This is a genomic window from Micromonospora sp. U21 (genome assembly GCF_018070045.1).
In the GTDB taxonomy this organism is placed as follows: domain Bacteria; phylum Actinomycetota; class Actinomycetes; order Mycobacteriales; family Micromonosporaceae; genus Micromonospora.
Genome location: NZ_JAGPYK010000026.1, coordinates 16,536 through 37,088 on the forward strand (window position 1 = coordinate 16,536; position 20,553 = coordinate 37,088).

The 20,553-nt window shown below is 67.7% G+C and carries 18 protein-coding genes and 2 pseudogenes; 10 read left to right on the plus strand and 10 right to left on the minus strand.

All coding sequences use genetic code 11. From position 1 onward, the window contains the following. Window positions 1–122 precede the first annotated feature (122 nt). Entirely contained in the window at window positions 123–2,510 is a 2,388-nt protein-coding gene (locus tag KBX63_RS26535) for a sialidase family protein (protein WP_247663171.1), read from the plus strand. A gap of 176 nt (window positions 2,511–2,686) precedes the next feature. Here KBX63_RS26535 and KBX63_RS35550 read toward each other — a convergent pair whose 3' ends face one another. Further along, entirely contained in the window at window positions 2,687–3,574 is an 888-nt protein-coding gene (locus KBX63_RS35550) for a hypothetical protein (protein ID WP_247663173.1), read from the minus strand. 45 nt (window positions 3,575–3,619) lie between these two features. Between KBX63_RS35550 and KBX63_RS26545 the strand changes: the two genes are divergently transcribed. Next, the gene (locus KBX63_RS26545; RefSeq protein WP_210915912.1) at window positions 3,620–3,940 is read left to right on the plus strand and encodes an alpha/beta fold hydrolase; all 321 of its coding nucleotides are present in this window, start codon (window positions 3,620–3,622) and stop codon (window positions 3,938–3,940) included. Window positions 3,941–3,997: 57 nt separating this feature from the next. Here the strand turns inward: KBX63_RS26545 and KBX63_RS26550 are convergent, their stop codons facing one another. The 5 genes and pseudogenes from KBX63_RS26550 to KBX63_RS26570 form a co-directional block, all read right to left on the minus strand. After that, window positions 3,998–6,430, minus strand: a complete 2,433-nt coding sequence (locus KBX63_RS26550) for a M14 family metallopeptidase (protein ID WP_210915914.1) — start codon at window positions 6,428–6,430, stop codon at window positions 3,998–4,000. A gap of 301 nt (window positions 6,431–6,731) precedes the next feature. Continuing rightward, a pseudogene (locus tag KBX63_RS26555) lies at window positions 6,732–7,421 on the minus strand (transposase); the annotation flags it as partial. 120 nt (window positions 7,422–7,541) lie between these two features. Then, window positions 7,542–8,384: a hypothetical protein gene (locus KBX63_RS35555; protein WP_247663175.1), complete on the minus strand. Its 843-nt coding sequence runs from the start codon at window positions 8,382–8,384 to the stop codon at window positions 7,542–7,544. A 196-nt stretch (window positions 8,385–8,580) separates the two neighbouring features. Continuing rightward, the gene (locus KBX63_RS26565; RefSeq protein ID WP_210915915.1) at window positions 8,581–8,832 is read right to left on the minus strand and encodes a hypothetical protein; all 252 of its coding nucleotides are present in this window, start codon (window positions 8,830–8,832) and stop codon (window positions 8,581–8,583) included. Continuing rightward, a complete protein-coding gene (locus KBX63_RS26570; RefSeq protein ID WP_210915916.1) occupies window positions 8,829–9,131 on the minus strand; it encodes a DivIVA domain-containing protein in 303 nt (100 codons plus the stop codon). The genes KBX63_RS26565 and KBX63_RS26570 overlap by 4 nt, the downstream gene beginning before the upstream one ends. Before the next feature lie 232 nt (window positions 9,132–9,363). On the opposite strand from KBX63_RS26570, the pseudogene KBX63_RS36880 reads away from it, so the two are divergent. The 3 genes and pseudogenes from KBX63_RS36880 to KBX63_RS26580 form a co-directional block, all read left to right on the plus strand. After that, window positions 9,364–9,453: pseudogene (locus tag KBX63_RS36880) on the plus strand (XRE family transcriptional regulator); the annotation flags it as partial. A gap of 126 nt (window positions 9,454–9,579) precedes the next feature. Continuing rightward, window positions 9,580–9,786, plus strand: coding sequence for a DUF397 domain-containing protein (locus KBX63_RS26575; RefSeq protein ID WP_210915917.1), 207 nt, complete (start codon window positions 9,580–9,582; stop codon window positions 9,784–9,786). Window positions 9,787–9,826: 40 nt separating this feature from the next. Then, a complete protein-coding gene (locus tag KBX63_RS26580; protein ID WP_210915920.1) occupies window positions 9,827–11,038 on the plus strand; it encodes a PD-(D/E)XK nuclease family protein in 1,212 nt (403 codons plus the stop codon). Between the two features lie 288 nt (window positions 11,039–11,326). Here the strand turns inward: KBX63_RS26580 and KBX63_RS26585 are convergent, their stop codons facing one another. Next, the gene (locus tag KBX63_RS26585) at window positions 11,327–12,418 is read right to left on the minus strand and encodes an IS630 family transposase (RefSeq protein WP_210915921.1); all 1,092 of its coding nucleotides are present in this window, start codon (window positions 12,416–12,418) and stop codon (window positions 11,327–11,329) included. Window positions 12,419–12,564: 146 nt separating this feature from the next. Between KBX63_RS26585 and KBX63_RS36530 the strand changes: the two genes are divergently transcribed. Genes KBX63_RS36530 through KBX63_RS35570 form a run of 3 tightly spaced genes read left to right on the plus strand, consistent with a single transcriptional unit; the run spans window position 12,565 to window position 13,653 of the window. Further along, window positions 12,565–12,831, plus strand: a complete 267-nt coding sequence (locus KBX63_RS36530; protein WP_307871857.1) for a helix-turn-helix domain-containing protein — start codon at window positions 12,565–12,567, stop codon at window positions 12,829–12,831. Further along, window positions 12,770–13,234, plus strand: a complete 465-nt coding sequence (locus KBX63_RS35565; RefSeq protein ID WP_247663177.1) for a helix-turn-helix domain-containing protein — start codon at window positions 12,770–12,772, stop codon at window positions 13,232–13,234. Before KBX63_RS36530 ends, KBX63_RS35565 begins: the two co-directional genes overlap by 62 nt. After that, window positions 13,231–13,653, plus strand: coding sequence for a transposase (locus tag KBX63_RS35570; RefSeq protein ID WP_247663179.1), 423 nt, complete (start codon window positions 13,231–13,233; stop codon window positions 13,651–13,653). Before KBX63_RS35565 ends, KBX63_RS35570 begins: the two co-directional genes overlap by 4 nt. Window positions 13,654–13,764: 111 nt before the next feature. Here the strand turns inward: KBX63_RS35570 and KBX63_RS26595 are convergent, their stop codons facing one another. Next, window positions 13,765–15,915, minus strand: coding sequence for a UvrD-helicase domain-containing protein (locus tag KBX63_RS26595; protein ID WP_210915922.1), 2,151 nt, complete (start codon window positions 15,913–15,915; stop codon window positions 13,765–13,767). Between the two features lie 260 nt (window positions 15,916–16,175). On the opposite strand from KBX63_RS26595, the gene KBX63_RS26600 reads away from it, so the two are divergent. Continuing rightward, window positions 16,176–19,178, plus strand: coding sequence for an N-6 DNA methylase (locus KBX63_RS26600; RefSeq protein WP_210915924.1), 3,003 nt, complete (start codon window positions 16,176–16,178; stop codon window positions 19,176–19,178). Here the strand turns inward: KBX63_RS26600 and KBX63_RS26605 are convergent. Beyond that, a complete protein-coding gene (locus KBX63_RS26605; RefSeq protein WP_210915926.1) occupies window positions 19,159–19,590 on the minus strand; it encodes a hypothetical protein in 432 nt (143 codons plus the stop codon). The two genes, KBX63_RS26600 and KBX63_RS26605, sit on opposite strands and share 20 nt — an antisense overlap. Next, on the minus strand, window positions 19,587–20,105 hold the full coding sequence (locus KBX63_RS26610; RefSeq protein ID WP_210915929.1) for a hypothetical protein: 519 nt from the start codon (window positions 20,103–20,105) through the stop codon (window positions 19,587–19,589). Before KBX63_RS26610 ends, KBX63_RS26605 begins: the two co-directional genes overlap by 4 nt. A gap of 118 nt (window positions 20,106–20,223) precedes the next feature. Here KBX63_RS26610 and KBX63_RS26615 point away from each other — a divergent pair, with 118 nt between their 5' ends. Beyond that, window positions 20,224–20,460, plus strand: a complete 237-nt coding sequence (locus tag KBX63_RS26615; RefSeq protein ID WP_210915933.1) for a GntR family transcriptional regulator — start codon at window positions 20,224–20,226, stop codon at window positions 20,458–20,460. Window positions 20,461–20,553: the final 93 nt, after the last annotated feature.

Genomic DNA, 20,553 nt, shown 5'->3' on the forward strand with positions numbered 1-20,553 from the left:
AGCTGTCCTAATCAGCCAGGTCGAATCGCAACAGATGCTGGGTGACGTCGGCCACTCCACTGTCTAGCGTGCGCACTGAAGACCACTTTCCGGTCGCCATGGCGCGTGGACAGGGAGACTGCATGAGACTCACGCTCGCCCGAAGGTACCGCGGCCTCGCGATGACAACGAGCCTGGGGCTGGTCGTCGCGCTCGCGCTGACGGCCTCGTCCGCACCCCGGCCGGTCCAGGAGTCGCTGGCCACCAACTCGCCCACCGGTCCGATGGAGATCCCCGACGAGTGGATGACCGCCCAGCGGATGAGCGACGGCAGCCGGGACCTCTCGGTGGCCAAGTACGCGAAGGCTCGCGGCGAGGCCCACGATCTCAACCTGCGCACCCGCCTCCTCTACCGCGACCTGGCGCAGCGGAAGTGGAACTTCTTCGGGCCCAGCAACATCGGCGGCCGGGTCGTGGACATCGCCGTCGACCCGCAGGTCCCCGACCAGATCTTCATCGCCGCCGCCTCCGGCGGCGTCTGGAAGTCCGACGACGCCGGCGCCACGTTCGAGACGGCCTGGCCGGACGACGGGACGCAGAGCATGGGCGCGGTCGCGATGACCAGCGACGGCGTCCTCTTCGCCGGCACCGGCGAGGCCCAGCCGGGTGGCGGCTCGATCACCTTCGGCGGCGACGGCATCTACCGCTCGAAGGACCGAGGCAAGACGTGGCGGCACGTCGGCCTGAAGGACAGCCACGCCATCGGCCGCTTCGCCATCGACCCGAGCAACGAGGACCGGATCTTCGCCGCCGCCAGCGGCAACCTCTTCGTACCGGGTGGCCAGCGCGGCGTCTACCTCTCGGAGAACGGTGGGAACAGCTGGAAGCAGGTGCTCGCGCCGCCGAACGCCACCACCGGCGCCACCGAGGTCGTCATCGACCCGAGCAACCCGCGCCGGATGTACGCGGCGATGTGGGACCACCTGCGCGAACCACATCAGCGCACCTACGGCGGGCTCGGCTCCAGCCTCTGGCGCTCCGACGACGCCGGCCGCACCTGGTCGCGGATGACCAACGGCCTGCCCACCGACGCCGACCAGGGCCGCTGGGGCATCGCGGTCGCCCCGGACAACCCCCAGCGGCTGTACGCGTACGTCGGCACCGCACTCGGCCCGTTCCGCGCCTTCTACCGCTCTGACGACGGCGGCGACAGCTGGACGCAGACCCCGGTGACCGCCGGTCAGGCATCCCAGTCCACGTTCAGCTGGTGGTTCGGCAAGCTCTTCGTCGACCCCGGCAACTCCGATCACGTCTTCCTCACCGGGGTCAACCTGATGCGCTCGACGAACGGCGCGCAGAGCTTCTCGTCGGTGAGCGGCGTTCACGCCGACCAGCACGCGATGCGCTGGGACCCGAAGGTGCCCGGGCGGGTCTACCTGGGCAACGACGGCGGCCTCTACCGATCCGAGGCGAACGGCGCGAGCGGCTGGGTCAAGGCGACCTACGAGCCCTACACCCAGTTCTACACCGTGGACGTGGCGCAGACCGATCCGGTGTTGAAGGTCGGTGGCGCGCAGGACAACGGCTGCAATCGCGGCTACAACGGCGTCGGTGGCCCATGGAACGCCATCGGCTGCGGTGACGGCCTCCAGGTGGTCATCCACCCGCAGTTCCCGAACATCGTGTTCGGGTGCAGCCAGTACGGCTCCTGCTACCGGTCGGAGAACTCCGGCGGCACTCCCCGCCAGAGCATCGGCACCGGCCAGACGACCTCAGAGCGGCGCAACTGGCTGACCCCGCTGCAGTTCGACCCGAGCGACCCGAACGTCATGTACTACGCCGGGAACATCCTCAACCGCTCGACGGACAACGGCCGCACCTGGACGCCGATCAGCCCGGACCTCACCGGCGGCGGCCCCAACGACCCGAACGGCTACCCGTGGGGCACCATCACCACCGTCGCCGCCGCGCCCACCGACGGCAACAAGCTCTACGTCGGCACCGACGACGGGAGGCTGTGGTGGACCGACGACCTCGGGCAGAACTGGCAGCAGGTCGACCCGGGGCAACTGCCCGGCACCTGGGTCACCCGGGTGGCGGTGAACCCCGCCGACAAGAACATCGCCTACGCCACCTTCTCCGCATTCCGGTCCGGTAGCGACCGGTCGCACGTGATGATGACCCGCGACGGCGGTCGTACCTGGAGCAACATCGGCCAGGGCCTGCCGGACGCGCCGGTGAACTTCGTCGTCCCGACCGCCGACGGCCTGCTGCTGGTCGGCACCGACGTCGGGGTGTTCATGTCGGCGTGGAACGGTGGCGAGTGGGCGGCGCTGGGCACCAACCTGCCGCAGGCGGCCGTCATGTACCTGCGTTACCACGAGCCGAGCCGGCAGCTCACCGCGGCGACCTTCGGGCGGGGCGTCTACGACCTCACCGTGCCCCGCTGCCCCGCAGCGTCGACCAAGCTGCCGCTCAAGCGGACCGGTGTCGGCGTGATCGGCGTGCTCGCCTCCTGCCGAGCGGGCTGATCAACCGGTAGTTCGTCGCGTCTGACGCGGCTCGCAGGCCACCTTCCGGACCCGGGAGGTGGCCTGCTCGTTGACGCGCAACGCAGTCGACACCCGAAGCCCTTCGACTGGTCGGCCAACGCCCACCGACGGTGATCGGCCAGCCCAGCACGAGCCGGCTTCTCCGTGGCTAGTGCTCACCGCCGGCGCTTGTTCAGACTCGGCAGACCGCCGGACGCGGTCCGCACGCTGCCGTCCGGGTTGCTCCGGCCGGGCTTTTGTTGGGCCTCAGTCACCCGGCGCCCGGCCAGGTCGGAGGCACTCAGGTTGACGACGACCCGGTCTGACCGCCGCCAGCTCCGTAGGTGAGCCAGAGCTTGCTGGCTGTCGGCTGCGCCGGTCAACGCACGGATGGCCGGCATAGCCCTGGATGGGTCAGCGAGCAGGAGATGGGCGACATCGGCGGGGCTCAGCCGGTGTTGCGAGGCGTTGGCTACCGGCACGAGGAAGGCGTGGATCTTCCCGTTCCGGGACCACAGCCACACCGGCCGCTTGCCATCGCCGGCTCGCATCACCGGAGTTGTCGACGGGGTAGCTGGTCTGGACGACGGCGTGAACGAGGCCGGCTTGGCCGAGATGTGGGCTTGCAGAGCGGCCGGCGGCTGCACTCGTCGCCGCGACTGTGCCGGGACGTCGACAGTCGGGCAGGACGAGGCCGCCCCTTGCGACGACCTGCCCGCGCCAGATTGCGGCGGCTCGGTCGGGACCGCTTGCCGTTCCCCCACGAACCAGCCGGCGAATTCCCACTGCTCCGGCGTGAACCTGACCGGGATGATCTCGGTCAGGTCTGGTGCCGACGTGTCCCACTGGTCTGCGGTGCTGATCCGCCCGATGGGGCTCACACACCGCACGACGAGGTGCGCGCCTTCCCGTTCGAGTTGCAGACTGAACGGCTGCTGCCGCCCGCCGGTGAAGACGACCGTGCCGAGGAGCGCGCCGTCTCCGGGTTGGTTCCGCTCCCACTCGACCGCGAGGCCGGGCAGTACCACGCGTGCCAGCGCGTTGAAGCGCTTGAGCTGCTCCATGGCGCGCGTCTCGTCCACCGCCAGCGGCCGGTCCTGCCCATCGAGGTGCTCGGGGCGTACGGGAAAGGCGGTCCGGAGCGGTTCGGCCGGCGGCGGGCGGGGCAGCGCAACGATGACGCAGCGGCCGTCTACTACTCGGCCGGGGCCGTCGACCCGGAGGCTGTCAGGTCCGCCCTCGGTCACCTTCAGGCGCCGGTCTTGCTGCTCGCCGGCGAGTACGACGTCGGGCGCCCGCCGAAGCGCGCCGCCGAGTACGCCGGCCTGTTCCCGCGGGCCGAGTTAGCGGTGCAGCCGGGCGCCGGGCACTATCCGTGGCTCGACGATCCGGAGTGGTTCGTGGAGACGATGGCCGGATTCCTGCGTTGAGCGGTGACGGCCGCGGCGCCCAGGAGCGCCGCGGCCGTCCCTACCTGCCGTGATTCGTCAGCTGGTCGGCAGGACCGCCTGGCCCTTGCGGTAGTTCTTGCCGCTGCCGTCCGGGGTGTAGTTGTTCTCGACGTTGCCGGCCGAGTCGACCGAGAACCAGTTGATCCGGGTGCCGGCCGGGATCGTCAGGGTCTCCCCACCCTCGCGGATGCCCGCCGAGCCGTAGAGCGTCGACGAGTACGTCGGCGTAGCGCCGTCGAGGGTGTAGAAGACCGAGGCGGGCTCGGAGACGCCGAAGGTCACGTTCACCATGCCCGGTGTCGAGCTGGGGGCGACGGTGAGGGTGCTCTCCGGGCGGGTCCGGTCCTTGGCGAAGTCCCGGGCTACCCGCATCAGCTCGACCAGGCCATTGGAGAACTCCATCGCCTCGGCGTGCGCCTCCTCCCAGTTCGGTTGGAAGGACGTGCCGACCTCGAAGTTCCAGGCGTAGATGCCGTACTTGTACCAGAGCATGTCGCCGGAGTTGCCCGCCGCCGAGTAGAGCACGTCGGAGATCGGGCCCGTGCGGGCCGGGGTGACCGCCATGTTCCGGTGCTGCTTGATGGCGGTCAGGATCCGCGAGGACGCACCCCAGAAGGCCGACTCCTCGGCCAGCGTCGGCCGCGGCGCCGAGGTCCGGTCCGGCAGGGCGTACGCGCCCGGCGACCACATGAAGTAGTTCCCGGAGGAGTGCAGGTTCATCGAGAACTTGATGTTGGGGCGGGCAGCCAGCCAGTCGACATTGCGGTTCTCCGGCTCGGAGAGCTCGCTCGGCCCGGCGTAGGTGCCGCTGGTGCAGCTGCTCGACGCGCCCGAGTACCCGTCGAAGAGGCTGTACTCGGTGTAGTTGCGGTTGTTGTCGACGCCCCACGAGTCCCGGCCGAGGAAGTCTGCGGCCCCGGTCGACGGGCAGTGGTTGGTCATGTTCTTGCGCTGCGAGTTGAAGTCGTGGAAGGAGTAGTGGCCGCCGTCCGGGTTGACCGACGGGGCGATCCAGATGTCCAGGTTGTTCAGCAGCTGCTTGGTCTGCCCGTCGTGCGCGTAGTTGCGCAGCAACCGCTCGGCGGTTTCGACGGCGACCAGCGGCGGCACCCACTCCCGCGCGTGCTCCTGCGCGTAGGCGAGCACCCCGGGCTTCGAACCGTCCCTAACCTTGCCGATCCGGATCGCGTACACCGGGTGCGGATCGCGGGAGACAGAAGCCGGCGCACTCAGGTCGTCGGTGAGCGGGGTCCGCGCCGCCGGCGCGACCACGCCGTTGCCCGGGCTGCCGCGATAGGTGTACGCCTTGACCAGCGACCCGGCTGCGGCGTTGAGCGCCGCGACGACCTCGGCGGCGGTGCTGGTCACCGCGCCCGCGCCGTCGGTACCGAGGGCCACCCGGATGGCCTTACCGCTCACGGTCACCGCCAGCGCCGCGTTGCCGGCGCCCGGGTTCACCAGCTCCACCGAGATGTCGTTGCCACCCTGGTGCCCCCAGGCCAGGGAGTCCACCGCGACCCGGCTGGCGTTGGCGCTGCCGAGGACGGCCTGGGCGTGCCGCCGGTAGCCGTTGGTCTTGTACGGCAGCTCGACGATCTCGGCCAGGTTGGGGAACTCGGCGGCGAGCTGGTGGATCCGGGCGTACAGCTCGGTCGGGGTGAGGTAGCTGGTGACGAAGTCCTTCTGGTAGCCCGGTCCCTCCGGGCTGGTCTCCGGGGTGGGCAGCCACTCCTGCACCTTGACCTCGGCCACGTCCCCGGTGGGGCTGGTGATCCGGATACGGTCCGGCCGGCTGGTCACCGCCGAGGCACCACGGTGGTAGAGGTAGACGCCGGCGTCGACGAAGCGGGAGATGGTCTGCGTGCCGCCGGAGCCGATCACGGTGCCCGGCCCACTGTCCCGCTCGACGGTGAGCGTGTTGCTGGCCGTCTGGCCCTGCGCCCACTTCGCCTCGACGGAGAGGACCTGGCTGGCACCAGAGGTGTAGTAGTCCGCGCGGATGATCTTGATGTCGGAGACGTCCGGAGCGGTCGGGTCGGCCGCAGCGGCGGCGAACTCCCGGTTCTCGGCGAGGTGCGCGGCGATGGTCGACTCGCGCTCCTCGACGCGGGCCCGGGCGTCCTCGGGGCGATGCAGCACGTCGCCGAGGGTGAAGCCGGCCGCAGTCAGCCGGGCGGCTTCGCTCGGCGTGAGCACCGCGTGCGCGACCACGCCGTTCTCCGAGCGTTCGACATGGTGGTCGAGGTCCACTCCGGTGGCGACCAGCGCGTCCAGCTCCGCGGTGCCGGCGAGCAGCACCTCCACGACGTTCGCCGGCTCACCGGCGACCGGGCCGGAATCGGCCGGCGCGGCGGCGTCGGGCGCGGTCGCCGAGGCCGGACTGACCAGCAGCACGACGGCCATAGCGGCGGCCAGCGCCGCCGGGACCGGGAGACGGCGTCGCCACCGCGCGGGTAGGGATTTCGGCATGGTGATGTCTGCCCTTCTGGCTACTCGGCCTGATGGCCGTAGGAGATGGCCGAGGGGCACGCCCGGGGTACGCGGCTCCATCCGTTGGGTCGCGCGCGGTCGTTGCGGCAACCGAGCGCGCGACACGCTGACAAAGGGAAGGTGACGTCGTCCGGCTCCGTCGCCTCGACAGGACCCGCATCGCCGAATTGCGGAGCGTCGAACGATGGTGACGGAGGCTCTCCGGTGACAGTTGGTGGACTGAAACAATCCTCAGCTGTCACAGCGTGAACTGTCAATCCTCTGCTGGGCCCGTTGACTCTCGGGCGGTAGTCCTCACCGAACACGCCGAAGAGGTGGGGTAGGTGGGGCGGTCCCGCGCCACGCCCAGCCGGGGCCCGTCGTACCCAGCATCCGCGACAATCCATACGTCCGGACCACCGGACTGCCACTGCCCGGCAGCGATCAGCCGCTGCACCACGTCCCGCAACTGGCCGGCGGTGACCGTGGCAGCACCGGCGCCAGGCGCCAGCCGCCGGGCGTCCAACGGCGCGGTCCACGAGGTGCGCCCGGTCTCCAGGGCGGTGACCAACGAGTACGGCCAGCCCGGAACGCCGATGTGGGTGTCCTTGCCGCGTCCGTAGTTGTGGCACAGCACCCGCTCCGGGCAGGTGTGTGCCTCCGGCCGCAGCCAGCAGGTCACGTCCACCGCCAGGCCGATCCGCCCGTCCGCGGCCCGCGGCAGCGGCACCGCCGCCACTGCGGTCCGCAGCCGCGCGATGTCGATCCGGCCGCGGTTCAACGCCGCGTACAGCGAGCCGTGACCGCGGCGGTGCTCACCCACCAGCGACAATTCCACGAGGGACCGCACCGGCGCGTCCGCGCACAACAGCGCGTCTGTCAGCTCGAACAACGCGTCCTCGCGAGCGGTCAGACAACGGTGGAACGCGCGCCGGAACGTGGCCAGCCGCCCGACCTCGTCGGTCGTCCCGGCATCGTGCACACTGATCACCAGACAGCCCTTGGTTCTCGATCTTCTTCCCTAGACAAGAGGAATGATCGATCAAGGGCTGTCCCCATGATCAGCCGGGGTCGATGCCGCCGCCCAGCAGGTTAAAGATCAAGTTAGTGCTCAGCGCCGGCGGTTGTTCAGACTCGGCAGACCGCCGGACACGGTCCGCACGCTGCCGTCCGGGTTGCTCCGGCCGGGCTTTTGTTGGGCCTCCGTCACCCGCCGCCCGGCCAGGTCGGAGGCACTCAGGTTGACGACGACCCGGTCTGACCGCCGCCAGTTCCGTAGGTGAGCCAGAGCTAGCTGACTGTCGGCGATGCCGGTCAGCGCACGAATCGCCGGCATGGCCCTGGTCACGTCTGCGAGCAGGAGATGGGCGACGTCGGCTGGGCTCAGATTGCGCGGTGAGGCGTTGCCCGCCGAAACGAGAGACCCGTGGATCTCCCCATTCTCAAGCCACAGCCACACCGGCCGCTTGCCATCGCCGGCCCGCATCACCGGAGTTGTCGACGGGGTAACTGGTCTAGACGACGGCGTGGACGAGGCCGGCTTGGCCGAGAGGTGGGCTTGCAGAGCGGCCGGCGGCCGCGCTCGTCGCCGCGACTGTGCCGGGACGTCGACAATTGAGCGAGGCAAGGCCGCCCCTCCCGACGACGTCCCCGCGCCGGATTGCGGCGACTCGGTCGGGACCGCCTGCCGTTCCCCCACGAACCAGCCGGCGAATTCCCACTGCTCCGGCGTGAACCTGACCGGGATGACCTCGGTCAGGTGCGGTGCCGACGGGCCCTGAACGGTGAGTTGCGCGCGTCGCTTCGCATGGTCGGCCGCGGTGAGTGACCCGATGTCGAGGATCGCGGCCAGCGGTATCCGTCTGACGTAGGTCCTCGGCCACGGCAGTAACCGCCAACGCCGGAGGGCAAGGTGCTCCTCCTCGAACCAGGCGTCCCAACGCTGAGCGACCATCCCCGTCACCTCCCGTGCTGCGCACGTTAGCGGCGTGATGATCACGACAGCACTCGGCTCAACGGCCAGTTGAGATGACGGATCATCTGGTTGTGTCAGCGATGCAGGCGGCGCGAGCAGTCGTCATCGTGACGGCCGCGGAGCACCGGGCACCGACTACTGGTGGCGAAGGAACTGCCGGCCCTCTCGGGGACGGTCATCTACGCAGCCGGCGGGCGCAGGGGCCGTCGTGGCGGTCGCGGAGGAGACAGCGCCGGCCGCCAGGTAGTCGCAGGTCGCAGAAGACCCGGTGCCGGAGGAACTGCTGGTCCTCTTCGGAGACGGTGGTCTCCCCCGGGTCAGCCATCGGGAGCACCAGCATCCACCGCCCGATGACCCGGGCCAGGCGTTGTGCGGCAGACAGGTCGCTGGCAACCACGGGCAGGTGGATGACGTACCGCTGGCTCATCTCGTGTTGTCCCGCTCGTTGCGGGCACGGGCCTGGTCGGTCTGCCAGCGGCGCAGCGCGTTTTTGATCCGGACAGTCTCGAGGCGGCTCTCGGCGAGAGCGGCGTAGACGGCGGCCATGTCGACGGCGACCCGGTCGAGGAAGGCGTACACGTCGTCGGGGTTCAGACCGCGACGGCCGAGCCCGGTCGGCGCGAAGCGGCGCTCACGCACCTGCCACGGCAGCAGGCTGGTGTACGCGGTGGAGCGATACGTCGTACCACCGCTCGACGGCCCTGGTCGCTGGTTTCTGGCGTTCATGTCTGCCTGCCTTCCGGATGCGGAGGGGCGAGGGGTGTTCGGGGAAGCACGACGGCCGTTCGGGGGGACCGGCCGGCCGCCGTGCTGTGATCCGCCTGCGACAGTCCGCAGTGGAAGCGCAACGTTCCATACCGCAATTTCGCCGCCGTGCATTGACTTTCTTTGCTGAAACCCGTAGGAGTTGCGGGAGCAGGTAACGCAGTGTTGCGTGGTGGAACCAGGGAGTGTGCGGATGCCCGAAGACATCGGATCGACCGTGCCGCGCCGGCAACTCGGCCGGCTGCTGCGACAGTTCCGCAACGAGGCCGGGGTGACGCTCGACCGCTCTACCTCGACAAGCCCGACGAGTTGGCCGCCTACGACCGCGTCTGGCGAGGGCTGGATGCGCTTGCCCTCGGCGAGGCAGAATCGACTGACATGATCAAGCGGATCGCTGGGGAGATGCGGCATGACTGACCTGACCGGCGCCGTCTGGCGCAAGAGCACCCGCAGCGGCCACAACGGCGGCGACTGCGTCGAGGTCGCCACCAACATCCCCGGCATCGTTGCCGTACGCGACTCCAAGAATATTGAAGGGCCGGCTCTCCGCTTCAAACACCACGCCTGGCTCCTGTTCACCAGTGCCATGAATGCCACTGATTCTTCCACTGGATGACAGGACACACAGCCAAGCGGCGTTCTGACATCATCTTGCCGTGACGGAGCGAGGCGACACAGGCCCAGAAGTGTCGCACCAGAGGCCCACCGGCCGGATTGAGGCCTGGGAACACAACCTTTCCGTGCTATCTGCCGAAGCAGCGGAGATCAAGGCGGCCGGAGGCTGGCGCCGCGGCCCACGGACGATGCTCCAGTTGCTCAGCATCGAGCAGTCAGAACTGAGACTCGTCAAGATACTCGGGTGGCTACTCTCTCCCAACGGACACCATGGTCTAGGAAATTCGGTGGTAGCGGCTCTACTGACACGCGTCGGCATCCCCTATATAGCGAGCGATGTCGTCACCGTCCGGCTGGAGGAGTCTCGCCTCGATCCCATCGACAGCACACGCACTCGCGCAGACCTCGTGCTACGAGTGGGTCGGCTGTGCGTGCTAATCGAAGCCAAGGTGTGGGCCATCGAACAACCTGAACAGTGTGACCGCCTTGCTCGCCTCTGGCGAGACGAGAATCCCGAACTGATCTTCCTGACGCCTTGGGGCAATCCACCCAGCACCGCGACGCGCGCCGACAATTCATGGGTCACGATAAGTTGGGAGGATATTGCCGATATCGTATCTGAAGCTTTGTCCGCGAACAACGTAGATGGGAGCCTCAAGGAAGCGTGCGGGGCGTGGGACTACGTCCAAACTCTCCAGCTATTTCAGAGCGGCCAAAGGAGTTCCGAGGGAATGTCCGATGAGTCAGGACGCTTCTACGCGAGGCACTGGGAACAGCTTGAGGAGTGGGTAGCGATGCGGGCGCAGGCCGTCGCCACGATCGACACCACTATGCGGGTAGCGTTCACCGACTGTCCACCGTTAATCGCGGCCCGGGCCGTGCCGAACTTGGACCTCTCATCGCCCCGTTATCCCACATTTGAGTTGTACCGCGCAAGCTGGCGGTCAATCTCGATCGCGGTGCAGTGGCAGCCTCAGCCAAATGGAGGCAATCCCTGGCCGTACGTGGGAATCCGGACTCATAGCGGCGCGGCCCGGCACAAGCAAATCGCGGATCTGAATGAGGCCCTCCAGCAGGAGATCGGGCGACTGGGCTGGCTGGAGCACAAGCACGGAGATCCCTTCCTGTGCTGGAAGCACATCGTGCCGGCCGACGGTGACCTGTTCAACCTCGGCAATCTGTGTCGCATTGAACTTGAGAATGGCTGGCGCGAGTTGGCCGATCGAATCGATGACCTTTTGAGCGATGATTAGTAGACGCTCGACTCAGACCACACCAATGAACTGACGGCGGGCGTCCCAGCAGGCTCCATAGAAGACGCGTTAGGAATTACCGTTGGGGAGTCGCAGGGCCATTGTCGTTCGTTCCCTCCAGCCTCCATGTCTCAGCAGGCAAAAGTCGCTCAGCTTCGGTGAGGAAGCGGCCCCGGTCAGCCGGAGCGGCGAAGCGGAGGGTGACCCTCCCACCGCTCATGTTCCAAGACTTGGCTGTTGTGCCTCCCCACGCGATTTGTGGGTACTGCCCCGAGTAGCAATGCCGAGCTAGTGTCCTGCGCCGGAAATTCGCCTACAAAATCGGGCGAGTGATTCGAGGATCTCTTCTGCGGTCTTGGTCCAGATGAACGGTCGCGGATGGTTGTTCCAGTCGGTGATCCAGGAGCGGATGTCGGCTTCGAGTGCGTGGACGCTCTTGTGGGTGCCGCCGCGGATCTTCTGGTCGGTGAGGAACCCGAACCAGCGTTCGACCTGGTTGATCCAGGACGAGCCGGTCGGGGTGAAGTGCATGTGCAAGCGTGGGTGTTTGGCGAGCCAGGTCCTGACGGCGGGGGTTTTGTGGGTGCCGTAGTTGTCGCAGACGAGGTGCACGTCGAGGTCGGCCGGGACGGTCTTGTCGATCGTGATCAGGAATTTCTGGAACTCGATCGCGCGGTGTTGGCGGTGTAGTTCGCTGATGACGGTGCCGTCGGCGATGTCGAACGCGGCGAACAGGCTGGTGATGCCGTTGCGGTGGTAGTCGTGGGTTCGCCGCTCAGGCATCCCCGGCATCATCGGCAGGACCGGTTGCGAGCGGTTGAGTGCCTGGATCTGGGATTTCTCGTCTACACAGAGCACGACGGCCCGTTCGGGCGGGTGGTGATAGAGCCCGACGACGTCAACGACCTTTTCGATGAACTGTGGGTCGGTGGACAGCTTGAACGTGTCGGCCCGGTGCGGCTTGAGGCCGAAGTCGCGCCAGATCCGGCCGATCGTCGACTTTGACAGCCCAGACTTCGCGGCCATTGAGGTCCGAGACCAGTGCGTGGCGTTACGCGGTGTCTGCTCAAGGGTGGCGACGACCACCTCTTCGACTTTGTCCAAGGCGATTGACGGGGGCCGGCCGGGACGCTGCTCATCGATCAACCCGTCGAGGCGTTCGACCAGGAACCGACGCCGCCATTTACCCACTGTGGACATATGAACATTCAGAGCTGTCGCCACATCAGTGTTCGAAGCACCTTCCGCGCACGCCAGGATGATCCGCGACCGCATCGCGAAAACCTGTGAAGACTTCGCCCGACGCGACCAGCGGATCAGCGTCCTGCGTTCCTCGTCGGTCAACACCAACGGCGCGGTAGGGCGCCCGGTCCGTGCCATCACCGCACCCTACACCAACTTATCAGGCGAATTTCCGGCGCAGGACACTAGTGCCTCGTCTTTGAACGTTGATCGTGTAATCCGTCGGTTCTGAGGATGTGTCGGGCAGGCTGTCTTCCATCGCTCGTGGTGTGGGAGGTGGTGGTGTGGGCAGGCGTCCGGAGGTGTTCGTCCGGCAGGTGTCGATGCTCGAGGGTCAGCGGTTGCAGCGGATTACCCGGACGGCGAAGGATCCGGTGAAGCTGCGGCGGGCGATCGTGATGTCGGCCCAGGGTCAGCCGGCGCCGGACATCGCTCACCTGCTCGCCGCCAGCGAGGACTACGTCCGTGACGTGATCCACGCGTTCAACGATGGGGGGGTTCGAGGCGCTGGACCCAAAATGGAGCGGGGGCGCACCGAGACGGATCGATGAGCAGACCCGCGACTGGATCTGTGTCATCGCCCGGTGTGACCCCCGTTTCCTTGGCCAGCCCTTTTCCTGCTGGTCGTTGAGCAAGCTGCGGGAGTACCTGATCGCCGCCGGTTACGTCGCCTCGGTCAGTGTCGAGGCGGTCCGACGGATCCTGCACGAACGCGGGGTGTCGTGGCAGGCCACGAAGACCTGCAAGGCCAGCACCGACCCCGACTTCACAACGAAGATGCGCCGGGTCCTGGACCTCTACGACCACCCGCCGCCGGGCGGGCGGGTTCTGTGTGTGGACGAGTTCGGGCCGTTGAATCTGCAACCCCGACCAGGACGTGCGTGGCGACCGGTCGGACAGCCTGTGCGACTACGTGCCACACCTACACCCGTGACCAGGGTGTACGGCACATGATCGCCGCCTTGGACCTGACCACCGGGAAGCTGCACTACCGCATCCGTGACCGGAAACGGTGGCGCGAGCTCCTCAGCTTCCTCAAGACCCTGCGCGCCCGCTGGCCAGGCGAGCATCTCTACCTGATCTGCGACAACTTCTCCCCGCACAAGCATCCCGAGGTCCAAGCGTGGTGCGCGACGAACCAGGTCGACTTGGTGTTCCTGCCGACGTATGCGTCCTGGCTGAACCGGATCGAGGCCGAGTTCGCAGCCGTTAGGTACTTCGCCCTCAACGGCACCGACCATCGCAGCCACGCCGAGCAGGACAGCGCGATCGGCAGCTACATCCGGTGGCGCAACCAACGGGCCCGACCCAAAACCGAATTCGCGATCGGATCCAAGATCCGCCACCCGGATTACCCGTTCAAGGCTGCATGACGAAGCACTAGAGCCCGGAGCATGTGCAGGACGGCCAAGTCGTCCGTCCTTAAAGTGACGCTGTACCTACAAGCAGCGTAGTTCGCAGGAGCCACTGTAGTGCCATCCTTCCTACTGACGATCGGAGACAAACGATAGGAACGGGCTCGGCTGCCCGCTCCACGACACATGCAGCGCCTCCCGTGCCCGAGTGCTCGCGACGAAGAGCAGACACCGTTCCCGGAGCAGGTCACTCTCGTGCTGCAATGAGTCCACCTCGGACGGCGTGACCTCCTTGGCGAACGGCACAGCCCGCGCGGTGACACCGACAACGGCGACGCACCGGAATTCCAAACCCTTCATGGCGTGCATCGTGGCGAGTCGTACCCCGTCGACGTCAGCGCCCGGCTGGTCTCGGACGAGCGCGGACGGAATCCCGGCATCGGCCAGCGCATCGCGCACCGCGTTCAGCGTCAGGTTGAAGCGGGCGCAGACGGCGATCTCGCTGGCCGCCACGCCCTGCTTCAACCACTCCCCCACCCGCTCCACCAGTGCCGCAACCTCATCCTGGCTGGTCGGATACCCGGCAGAGTAGGGCCGATTGCCGTGCAACAGCGATCGGTAGCCGGCGAGGTTGTCGTCACCGTCGCCGCCGAGGTCCTCGACCCGCGAGCCGACCAGCACACCGGTGGACCAGGCGAGGATCTCCTCGGTGCTGCGGTAGTTGACCCGCAGCCGGTTGCTGCGACCGGTGACGGAGATGCCGAGCGCGCTCAGCGAAACTCGAGAGTCATAGATCCGCTGGTGCGGGTCCCCGGTGAGGAAGAGGTCATCCGGGCCGGGTGCCACCGCGGCGCGTAGCACTCGCCACTGTGCGGGGTGCAGGTCCTGCGCCTCGTCGACCACGACGTGGTCGTACCCGTGGGCGGTGCGGTCGGCGCCGTCGAGCAGCTGCGCGGCCCGCGCGCAGATCTGCAGGTGGGTGTTGGTACCGGCGGCCGACACCTCCTTCTGGAACATCTCGACGGCGTCCCACACCCGGTCGCGCTGCCGCAGCCCCAGCGCCGACCCGCGGCCGCGCCGGCTGGTCGCCCGGTATTCCTCCCGGCTCTGCACGTTGTGGGCCAGGATGACGTGGCGGAACTCCTGCGCCAGGAACTGCTCAGTCCAGGGCAGGTTCAGCCTCCGGCACACCCGCCGCCAGACCTGCCGCTCGTCCAGGTCGCCGATCGGGGTCGGCACCCGCCCGGCGAGCGCCCGCACGGCACGGTTCGCGAAGGCGTTCACCGTGGTCACCTCAACCCGCGCCAGCTGATCCTCGTCGTCGAGGAGCAGCGCCAGGTGCTCGCGCAGGGTCGCGGCCAGGGCATTGGTGTACGTGGTGAGCAGCACCCGACTGTCGGGCGTACGCGACAGCAGATGCTTGACGCGGTGCAACGCCACCACCGTCTTGCCCGTGCCCGGCCCACCTGTCACCTGCGCCGACCCGTTGTAGGAGACCCGGTAGGCGACCCGCCGCTGCGACGGGTGGAGGAAGACGCGCCAGGCGGCGAAGGGCTTGTCGAGGATCTCGGCGAGCTCGTCCGGCCGGGTCACCAGGGTGATGCGGTTCTTCGTGTTGGCGATGGCCACCGCCAGGCTCTCACTCGGCTCCGGCGTCGCGTCCGCTGGCCGGCGCTCGGCCACCACGTCGCGGTAGACCTCGTCTGGCGTGAAGCCCTCGGCGAGGTACTGCAGAACCTCGAACTGGTCCTCGGGCAGCAGCGTGCCGAACGCGTCGAGCTGAGCCTTGTCGGTGATCGTGCGGACGGCGCGCAGCACCTGGTCGTCGATGCCGAGGTCACGCAGCACCGTGTTGGAGTGACGGGCGAAGAGCAGCGTCGGCGCCTCCGCCGCCGCCTTCTCCAGCGCCGGGGTGAGCTGTTCGATCGCGACGACGTTGCGCACCTCCAACGCCCGGGTCGCCGTGTTGACCGTGTAGAGCCGCTTCGCGGCCCAGGTGTACGCGTCGTCGTGCGGCACGACGTTGAGCAGCAGGAAGGTGTCGCTGCCGTCGTCGGGCGCCAGCACAACCCCGCGCCAGAAGTCGTTGATCCGGATGGTCCGCATCCGCGGGTCGCGGGCGTTGTTCACCGACTCCAGGTGCAGGCCCTTGTCGGCGTGCAGTTCGGCGATGGTGAGCAGCTGAAACTTGTCCATCGCCTTGCGTACGCCAGCCTTGACCTGCTTTTTTAGGACGTCGAAGCTCTCCCAGAAGCTGTTGGCGAAGGCGAGCTGCGGCACGGGCGGAGCCTCCTGCGTGATCGGTCGGCGCGGCGGATGCGACCCTACCGGCCACGCTATCGGTTTCCGGGCCCACCTGAATCCCATCACTACCGGTAGCTGTCCATAATCCGACAGCGATTCACGATCCCCTTGGATCCGATGAGTCACCAGATCCACACTGATGCATGGCCCGCTCGGACGGTACGCCACATGCAAGCCGTAGCCGCCAGACGTCACCTCGACCGGAGGTGCGTGCGCCCGACGGTTTTCCCCCTTCGTTGCAGCCGTTGCTGGCCCGGATCGCCGATCGCCGGGCCGCCCGCAGCGAAGCGACCCTGCAGGCCGACATTCGACAACTCCTGCTGGCCGGCGACTTCGGCCTCGCTGACTCCCACCTCGACGTCGACCTCGAGGCCCCGGCCGGCGGCGGCAGGCGCATCGACATCGAGGTCGGTTACACCGTCATCGAGGTCAAGCGCCGGCTCCAGAACGGACGTCCGCTGCAGGAGGCCGAGCGGCAGCTCAGCGGCTACGTCCGGTCGCGGAGCCAGGAGAGCAGCCAACGGTACGTCGGCATCCTCACCGACGGCGCCACCTGGCGTGCGTACCAGCTGACCGGCGACTCGCTCACCCTCATCGACAGCCACGTGCTGGCTGCCACCCGCCCCGACGGGTTGGCCCTCTTCTACTGGCTGGAAGGCGTGCTGGCGACGAGCCAACGGGTCCGGCCGACACCCGCCGAGGTGGCCCGCCGCCTCGGCGCGGCGAGCACCTCCCACAAGCTGGATCGCGCCGCGCTCGCCGCACTCTACGAAGAGCACGCGCAGGTCCCGACCGTGAAATTGAAACGGCAGCTCTGGGCGGGGCTGCTGGACAGCGCGCTCGGCACGCAGTTCGTCGACGACCCGGACCTCTTCGTCGAGCACACCCTGCTGATGAACAGCGCGCACATCATCGCGCACCTGGTCGTCGGCATCGATGCCATGGATTTGCAGCCGCAAGACCTCATCACCGGGCAACGGTTCGACCAGGCCCGCATCCTCGGCGTGGTCGAGCACGACTTCTTCGGCTGGACCACGGAGGTGCCCGGCGGCCGCGAGTTCGTCCAGGGGCTCACCCGGCGGCTGGCCCGGTTCGACTGGCTGCGGGCCGACCACGACATCCTGAAGGTGCTCTACGAGTCGATGATCGGCGCCGAGACGCGCAAACGGATGGGCGAGTACTACACGCCGGACTGGCTCGCCGAGCATCTCGTCGACACCGTCGTCACCGATCCACTGCGGCAACGTGTGCTGGATCCCGCCTGCGGCTCCGGCACCTTCCTCTTCCACGCCGTACGCCGGTATCTCGCCGCGGCCGAGGCGGCGGCCGTTCCGCTCGACGCCGCGTTGACGCAGCTCACCAAGCATGTGGTTGGTGTCGACCTGCACCCGGTCGCCGTGGCGCTCGCACGGGTGACCTACCTGCTCGCCATCGGCCACGAGCGGCTGACCGATCAGCGCGACGCCATCACCATCCCGGTCTACCTCGGCGACAGCATGCAGTGGCGGGAACGCCGCGACCTCTTCAGCGAGGAGCACGTGCGGATCAGCGCCGGCTACAACGCGAGCGAGGTCGAGGAGTGGCTCCGGTTCCCGAAGGAGCTGCTCAACGAACCGAGCCGCTTCGACCAGATCGTCGCGGGGCTCGCCAGCATCGCGGCGAAACCGAGAGAGGGGAACGGCCCGCCGTCACTGAACGCGTTCTTTCACCGGATGAAGATCGGGCCAGACGATCAGCCGATGATCCTCAGCACCTTCGAGGCGATGTGCCGGCTGCACGACGAGGGGCGCGACCACATCTGGAGCTACTACCTGCGCAACCTGGCCCGACCGGTCTGGCTGGCCATCGACGACAACCGCATGGACGTCCTGATCGGCAACCCGCCATGGCTCGTCTACCGTCACATGCCTTCGGGCATGCAAGCGATATTCAAGCAACTCTCGCAGGACCGCGGGCTGTGGCGCGGAGGTCAGTTCGCGACACAGCAGGACCTCTCCGGCCTCTTCGTGGCCAGAGCCATCCAGCAGTATCTGTGCGACGGTGGCGCGTTCGCCTTCGTCCTGCCCAACGCCGCTCTCGACGGCAAGCACTACGAGGGCTTCCGCAGCGGGCGGTACAAGGACAAGGTCGAGCCGACGGAGGTTGCCTTCAGCGGCTCCTGGGACCTGCGCCGCCTACGTCCCCACCCCTTTCCGCGGGGCGCCAGCGTCGTCTTCGGCAACAAGGCAGCAACGTACAGCCCGCGCAGCCTTCCATCGATCACTGAGCGGTGGACGGGACACCTCGGCGTCGATGCCAGGAGCTGGAAGCAGGTCGCGCCATCCATCCAACGGGAACTCGTACCCCTGGGGCGGGCGTCCCTCGCCGAGTCTCCGTACAAGCCACACGTGCACAACGGCGCGACGATCTTCCCCCGGATCCTCTTCTTCGTCGAGACGGACTCCGGCGGGCGGCTCGGCCTCGGTGCCGGCCGCCGCTCCGTACGCTCCGCGCGCAGCAACCTTGAGAAAGCCCCGTGGAAGGACCTGCCCGCTCTCGAAGGCGTCGTGGAGGCCGAGTTCATCCGGCGCGTGCTGCTCGGCGAGAGCCTGGTGCCGTACCGGATCCTGCCGGCGAAGGAAGCAGTCCTCCCGCTTGACGGCGACGTGCTGATGGCAGGTCCCGGATCGCGACTCGACTACTACTTCGGCCTCGCCGAGTGGTGGCGACGGGCCGAGGCCATCTGGGAGACGCACCGCAACAGCGCTCGTCTCGCCCTGGCCGAGCAACTGGACTTCCGACACAAGCTCACCACTCAGTTGCCTGCGCCACCGCTACGTCTGGTTTACGGCAAGTCGGGCATGCACGTCGCCGCTGCGATCGTCGACGATCCAGCCGCGATCATCGACCACAAGCTCTACTGGGTCCCAATCGCGACCCGGGAAGAGGGCCTCTTCCTATCCGCAATCCTGAACAGCACCGTGCTGACCGAGCTTGTCCGGCCGATGATGTCTTACGCCAAGGATGAGCGCGACATCGACAAGTACGTGTGGGACCTGCCCATCCCTCGGTACGACAATGCGAACCCGACCCACCGACGACTCTCGGAGTCCGGCCGTGAACAACACCAGACCGTGGCCGGGCTCAGCCTTGTAGAGGGCATGAACTTCGTGACGTTGCGCCGCCGGATCCGCGCCGAACTCACTCGGCACCCCGCCACCTCAGAGATCGAGGCCATCGTCACGGAGATGCTCGGGTAACAGAGTCGGTCGGCCCCTGCTGGTCCTCCTCCGGCCGCAGCGCCGCCACCCTGGCCAGCGCCTGCCGGAATGAGCGACCCTGGTCGTCCGGCCCGATCTCGACGCCTTCGAGCCACACCCACCGGCCGCCGTACCACTCGCTGACGTCCAGCCGGACCCGGACGATCCGCAGCCGGAGCGGCCCGTCGGCATACCGGTAGTCGGACTCGGCAAGCCGGACCACGTCTCCCGGGACGACGCCGACGCGCGGGATGACCGGTACGCGGGTCACCGGCACCGTCGACACCACCCCGACCAAGCCTTGCGCGCATGCCCCCGGACGTTGTCGGGCTTCGGCGGCCAGGGCCGCCCGACGTGCTTGCAGGATCAGCCGGTTGCGGATCTGCGCGGGCGACAGATCAAAGACGTTCATCTCTGGTACGTCCGCAGGCAGCGCATGATGATCGAGTCAGCCCAGGCCGCGCGGGGGCAGGTGCCGTCGGCCCGGCAGTCCTCGCACTTCCTGATCCGCGCGTCCTCGGTGGGATGCCGCCAGTGCAGGTCCACCAGCCGGTTCGCCCGCGCGAGCTGAGCGGGGGTGACGAAGAGGTCGCCGTCTGCCTCCGACCCACCGGGTTCAGTTGGCTCGACACCGAACTGCGTCTCGTCGACCGGTGTGGCGAACCTTCCGCGGTTCCGCTTGCCGGACCGGTCCGAGTCGTAGCGGGTAACCCTCTGGTTCCGCGCCAGGAATGGCGCCGGCCGCTCCTCGGGCCGCTCGTAGACCAACGCGCCGTCGCACCGCGAGGTCACCCGCAGCTCCGGTACGACGTGCTCGACAGCCAGCCGCCGAAAGCGCCCCGGAACGTCCCCGTCCGGCACCGCCTGCCCGGTCAGGTCGAGCACGACCTCCCCGGGCCTCAGGAACCACTTCCATCGCCTGCCCATGTTCCCTCCCGGCGTTGCCTGCCGTGATGACAGGCAGAGTCTACGCCACCTGTAAAGCCTATAAATACAGGATGGGGACGCTTTACTAGCAGCTTCGAGTGAGTGCTTCCCTGATCACATGCCGTACGCCCAGCCACTCTGGCGCCAGATCAGAGACGATCTGCGCGCCAAGATCCGGGCCGGCATCTACCCACCGGGAAGTAAGCTTCCCTCCGCTCGCCTACTCGCCGAGGAGTACGACACGAGCCACATGACGATCAGGCGCGCGCTGGACTCCATGATCGAGCTTGGCGAGCTGGTCGGCCGAATGGGGATCGGCGTCTTCGTCGCCGACACGTCCGAGCAGGAGTCCTAGACCATCACACCTGGGCCGACGATCGAAAGTCTCGCGCGATCGGCTGCCGGCAGAGCCGCACAGACGGAGCCCAGACAACTACCCTTGCCTGGG

Coding starts and splice junctions, on each gene's coding strand:
- KBX63_RS26535 (WP_247663171.1), top strand. CDS start 123: ATGAGACTCACGCTCGCCCGAAGGTACCGCGGCCTCGCGATGACAACG.
- KBX63_RS35550 (WP_247663173.1), bottom strand. CDS start 3,574: ATGGAGCAGCTCAAGCGCTTCAACGCGCTGGCACGCGTGGTACTGCCC.
- KBX63_RS26550 (WP_210915914.1), bottom strand. CDS start 6,430: ATGCCGAAATCCCTACCCGCGCGGTGGCGACGCCGTCTCCCGGTCCCG.
- KBX63_RS35555 (WP_247663175.1), bottom strand. CDS start 8,384: ATGGTCGCTCAGCGTTGGGACGCCTGGTTCGAGGAGGAGCACCTTGCC.
- KBX63_RS26565 (WP_210915915.1), bottom strand. CDS start 8,832: ATGAGCCAGCGGTACGTCATCCACCTGCCCGTGGTTGCCAGCGACCTG.
- KBX63_RS26570 (WP_210915916.1), bottom strand. CDS start 9,131: ATGAACGCCAGAAACCAGCGACCAGGGCCGTCGAGCGGTGGTACGACG.
- KBX63_RS26575 (WP_210915917.1), top strand. CDS start 9,580: ATGACTGACCTGACCGGCGCCGTCTGGCGCAAGAGCACCCGCAGCGGC.
- KBX63_RS26585 (WP_210915921.1), bottom strand. CDS start 12,418: ATGGCACGGACCGGGCGCCCTACCGCGCCGTTGGTGTTGACCGACGAG.
- KBX63_RS35565 (WP_247663177.1), top strand. CDS start 12,770: ATGGGGGGGTTCGAGGCGCTGGACCCAAAATGGAGCGGGGGCGCACCG.
- KBX63_RS35570 (WP_247663179.1), top strand. CDS start 13,231: ATGATCGCCGCCTTGGACCTGACCACCGGGAAGCTGCACTACCGCATC.
- KBX63_RS26605 (WP_210915926.1), bottom strand. CDS start 19,590: ATGAACGTCTTTGATCTGTCGCCCGCGCAGATCCGCAACCGGCTGATC.
- KBX63_RS26610 (WP_210915929.1), bottom strand. CDS start 20,105: ATGGGCAGGCGATGGAAGTGGTTCCTGAGGCCCGGGGAGGTCGTGCTC.
- KBX63_RS26615 (WP_210915933.1), top strand. CDS start 20,224: ATGCCGTACGCCCAGCCACTCTGGCGCCAGATCAGAGACGATCTGCGC.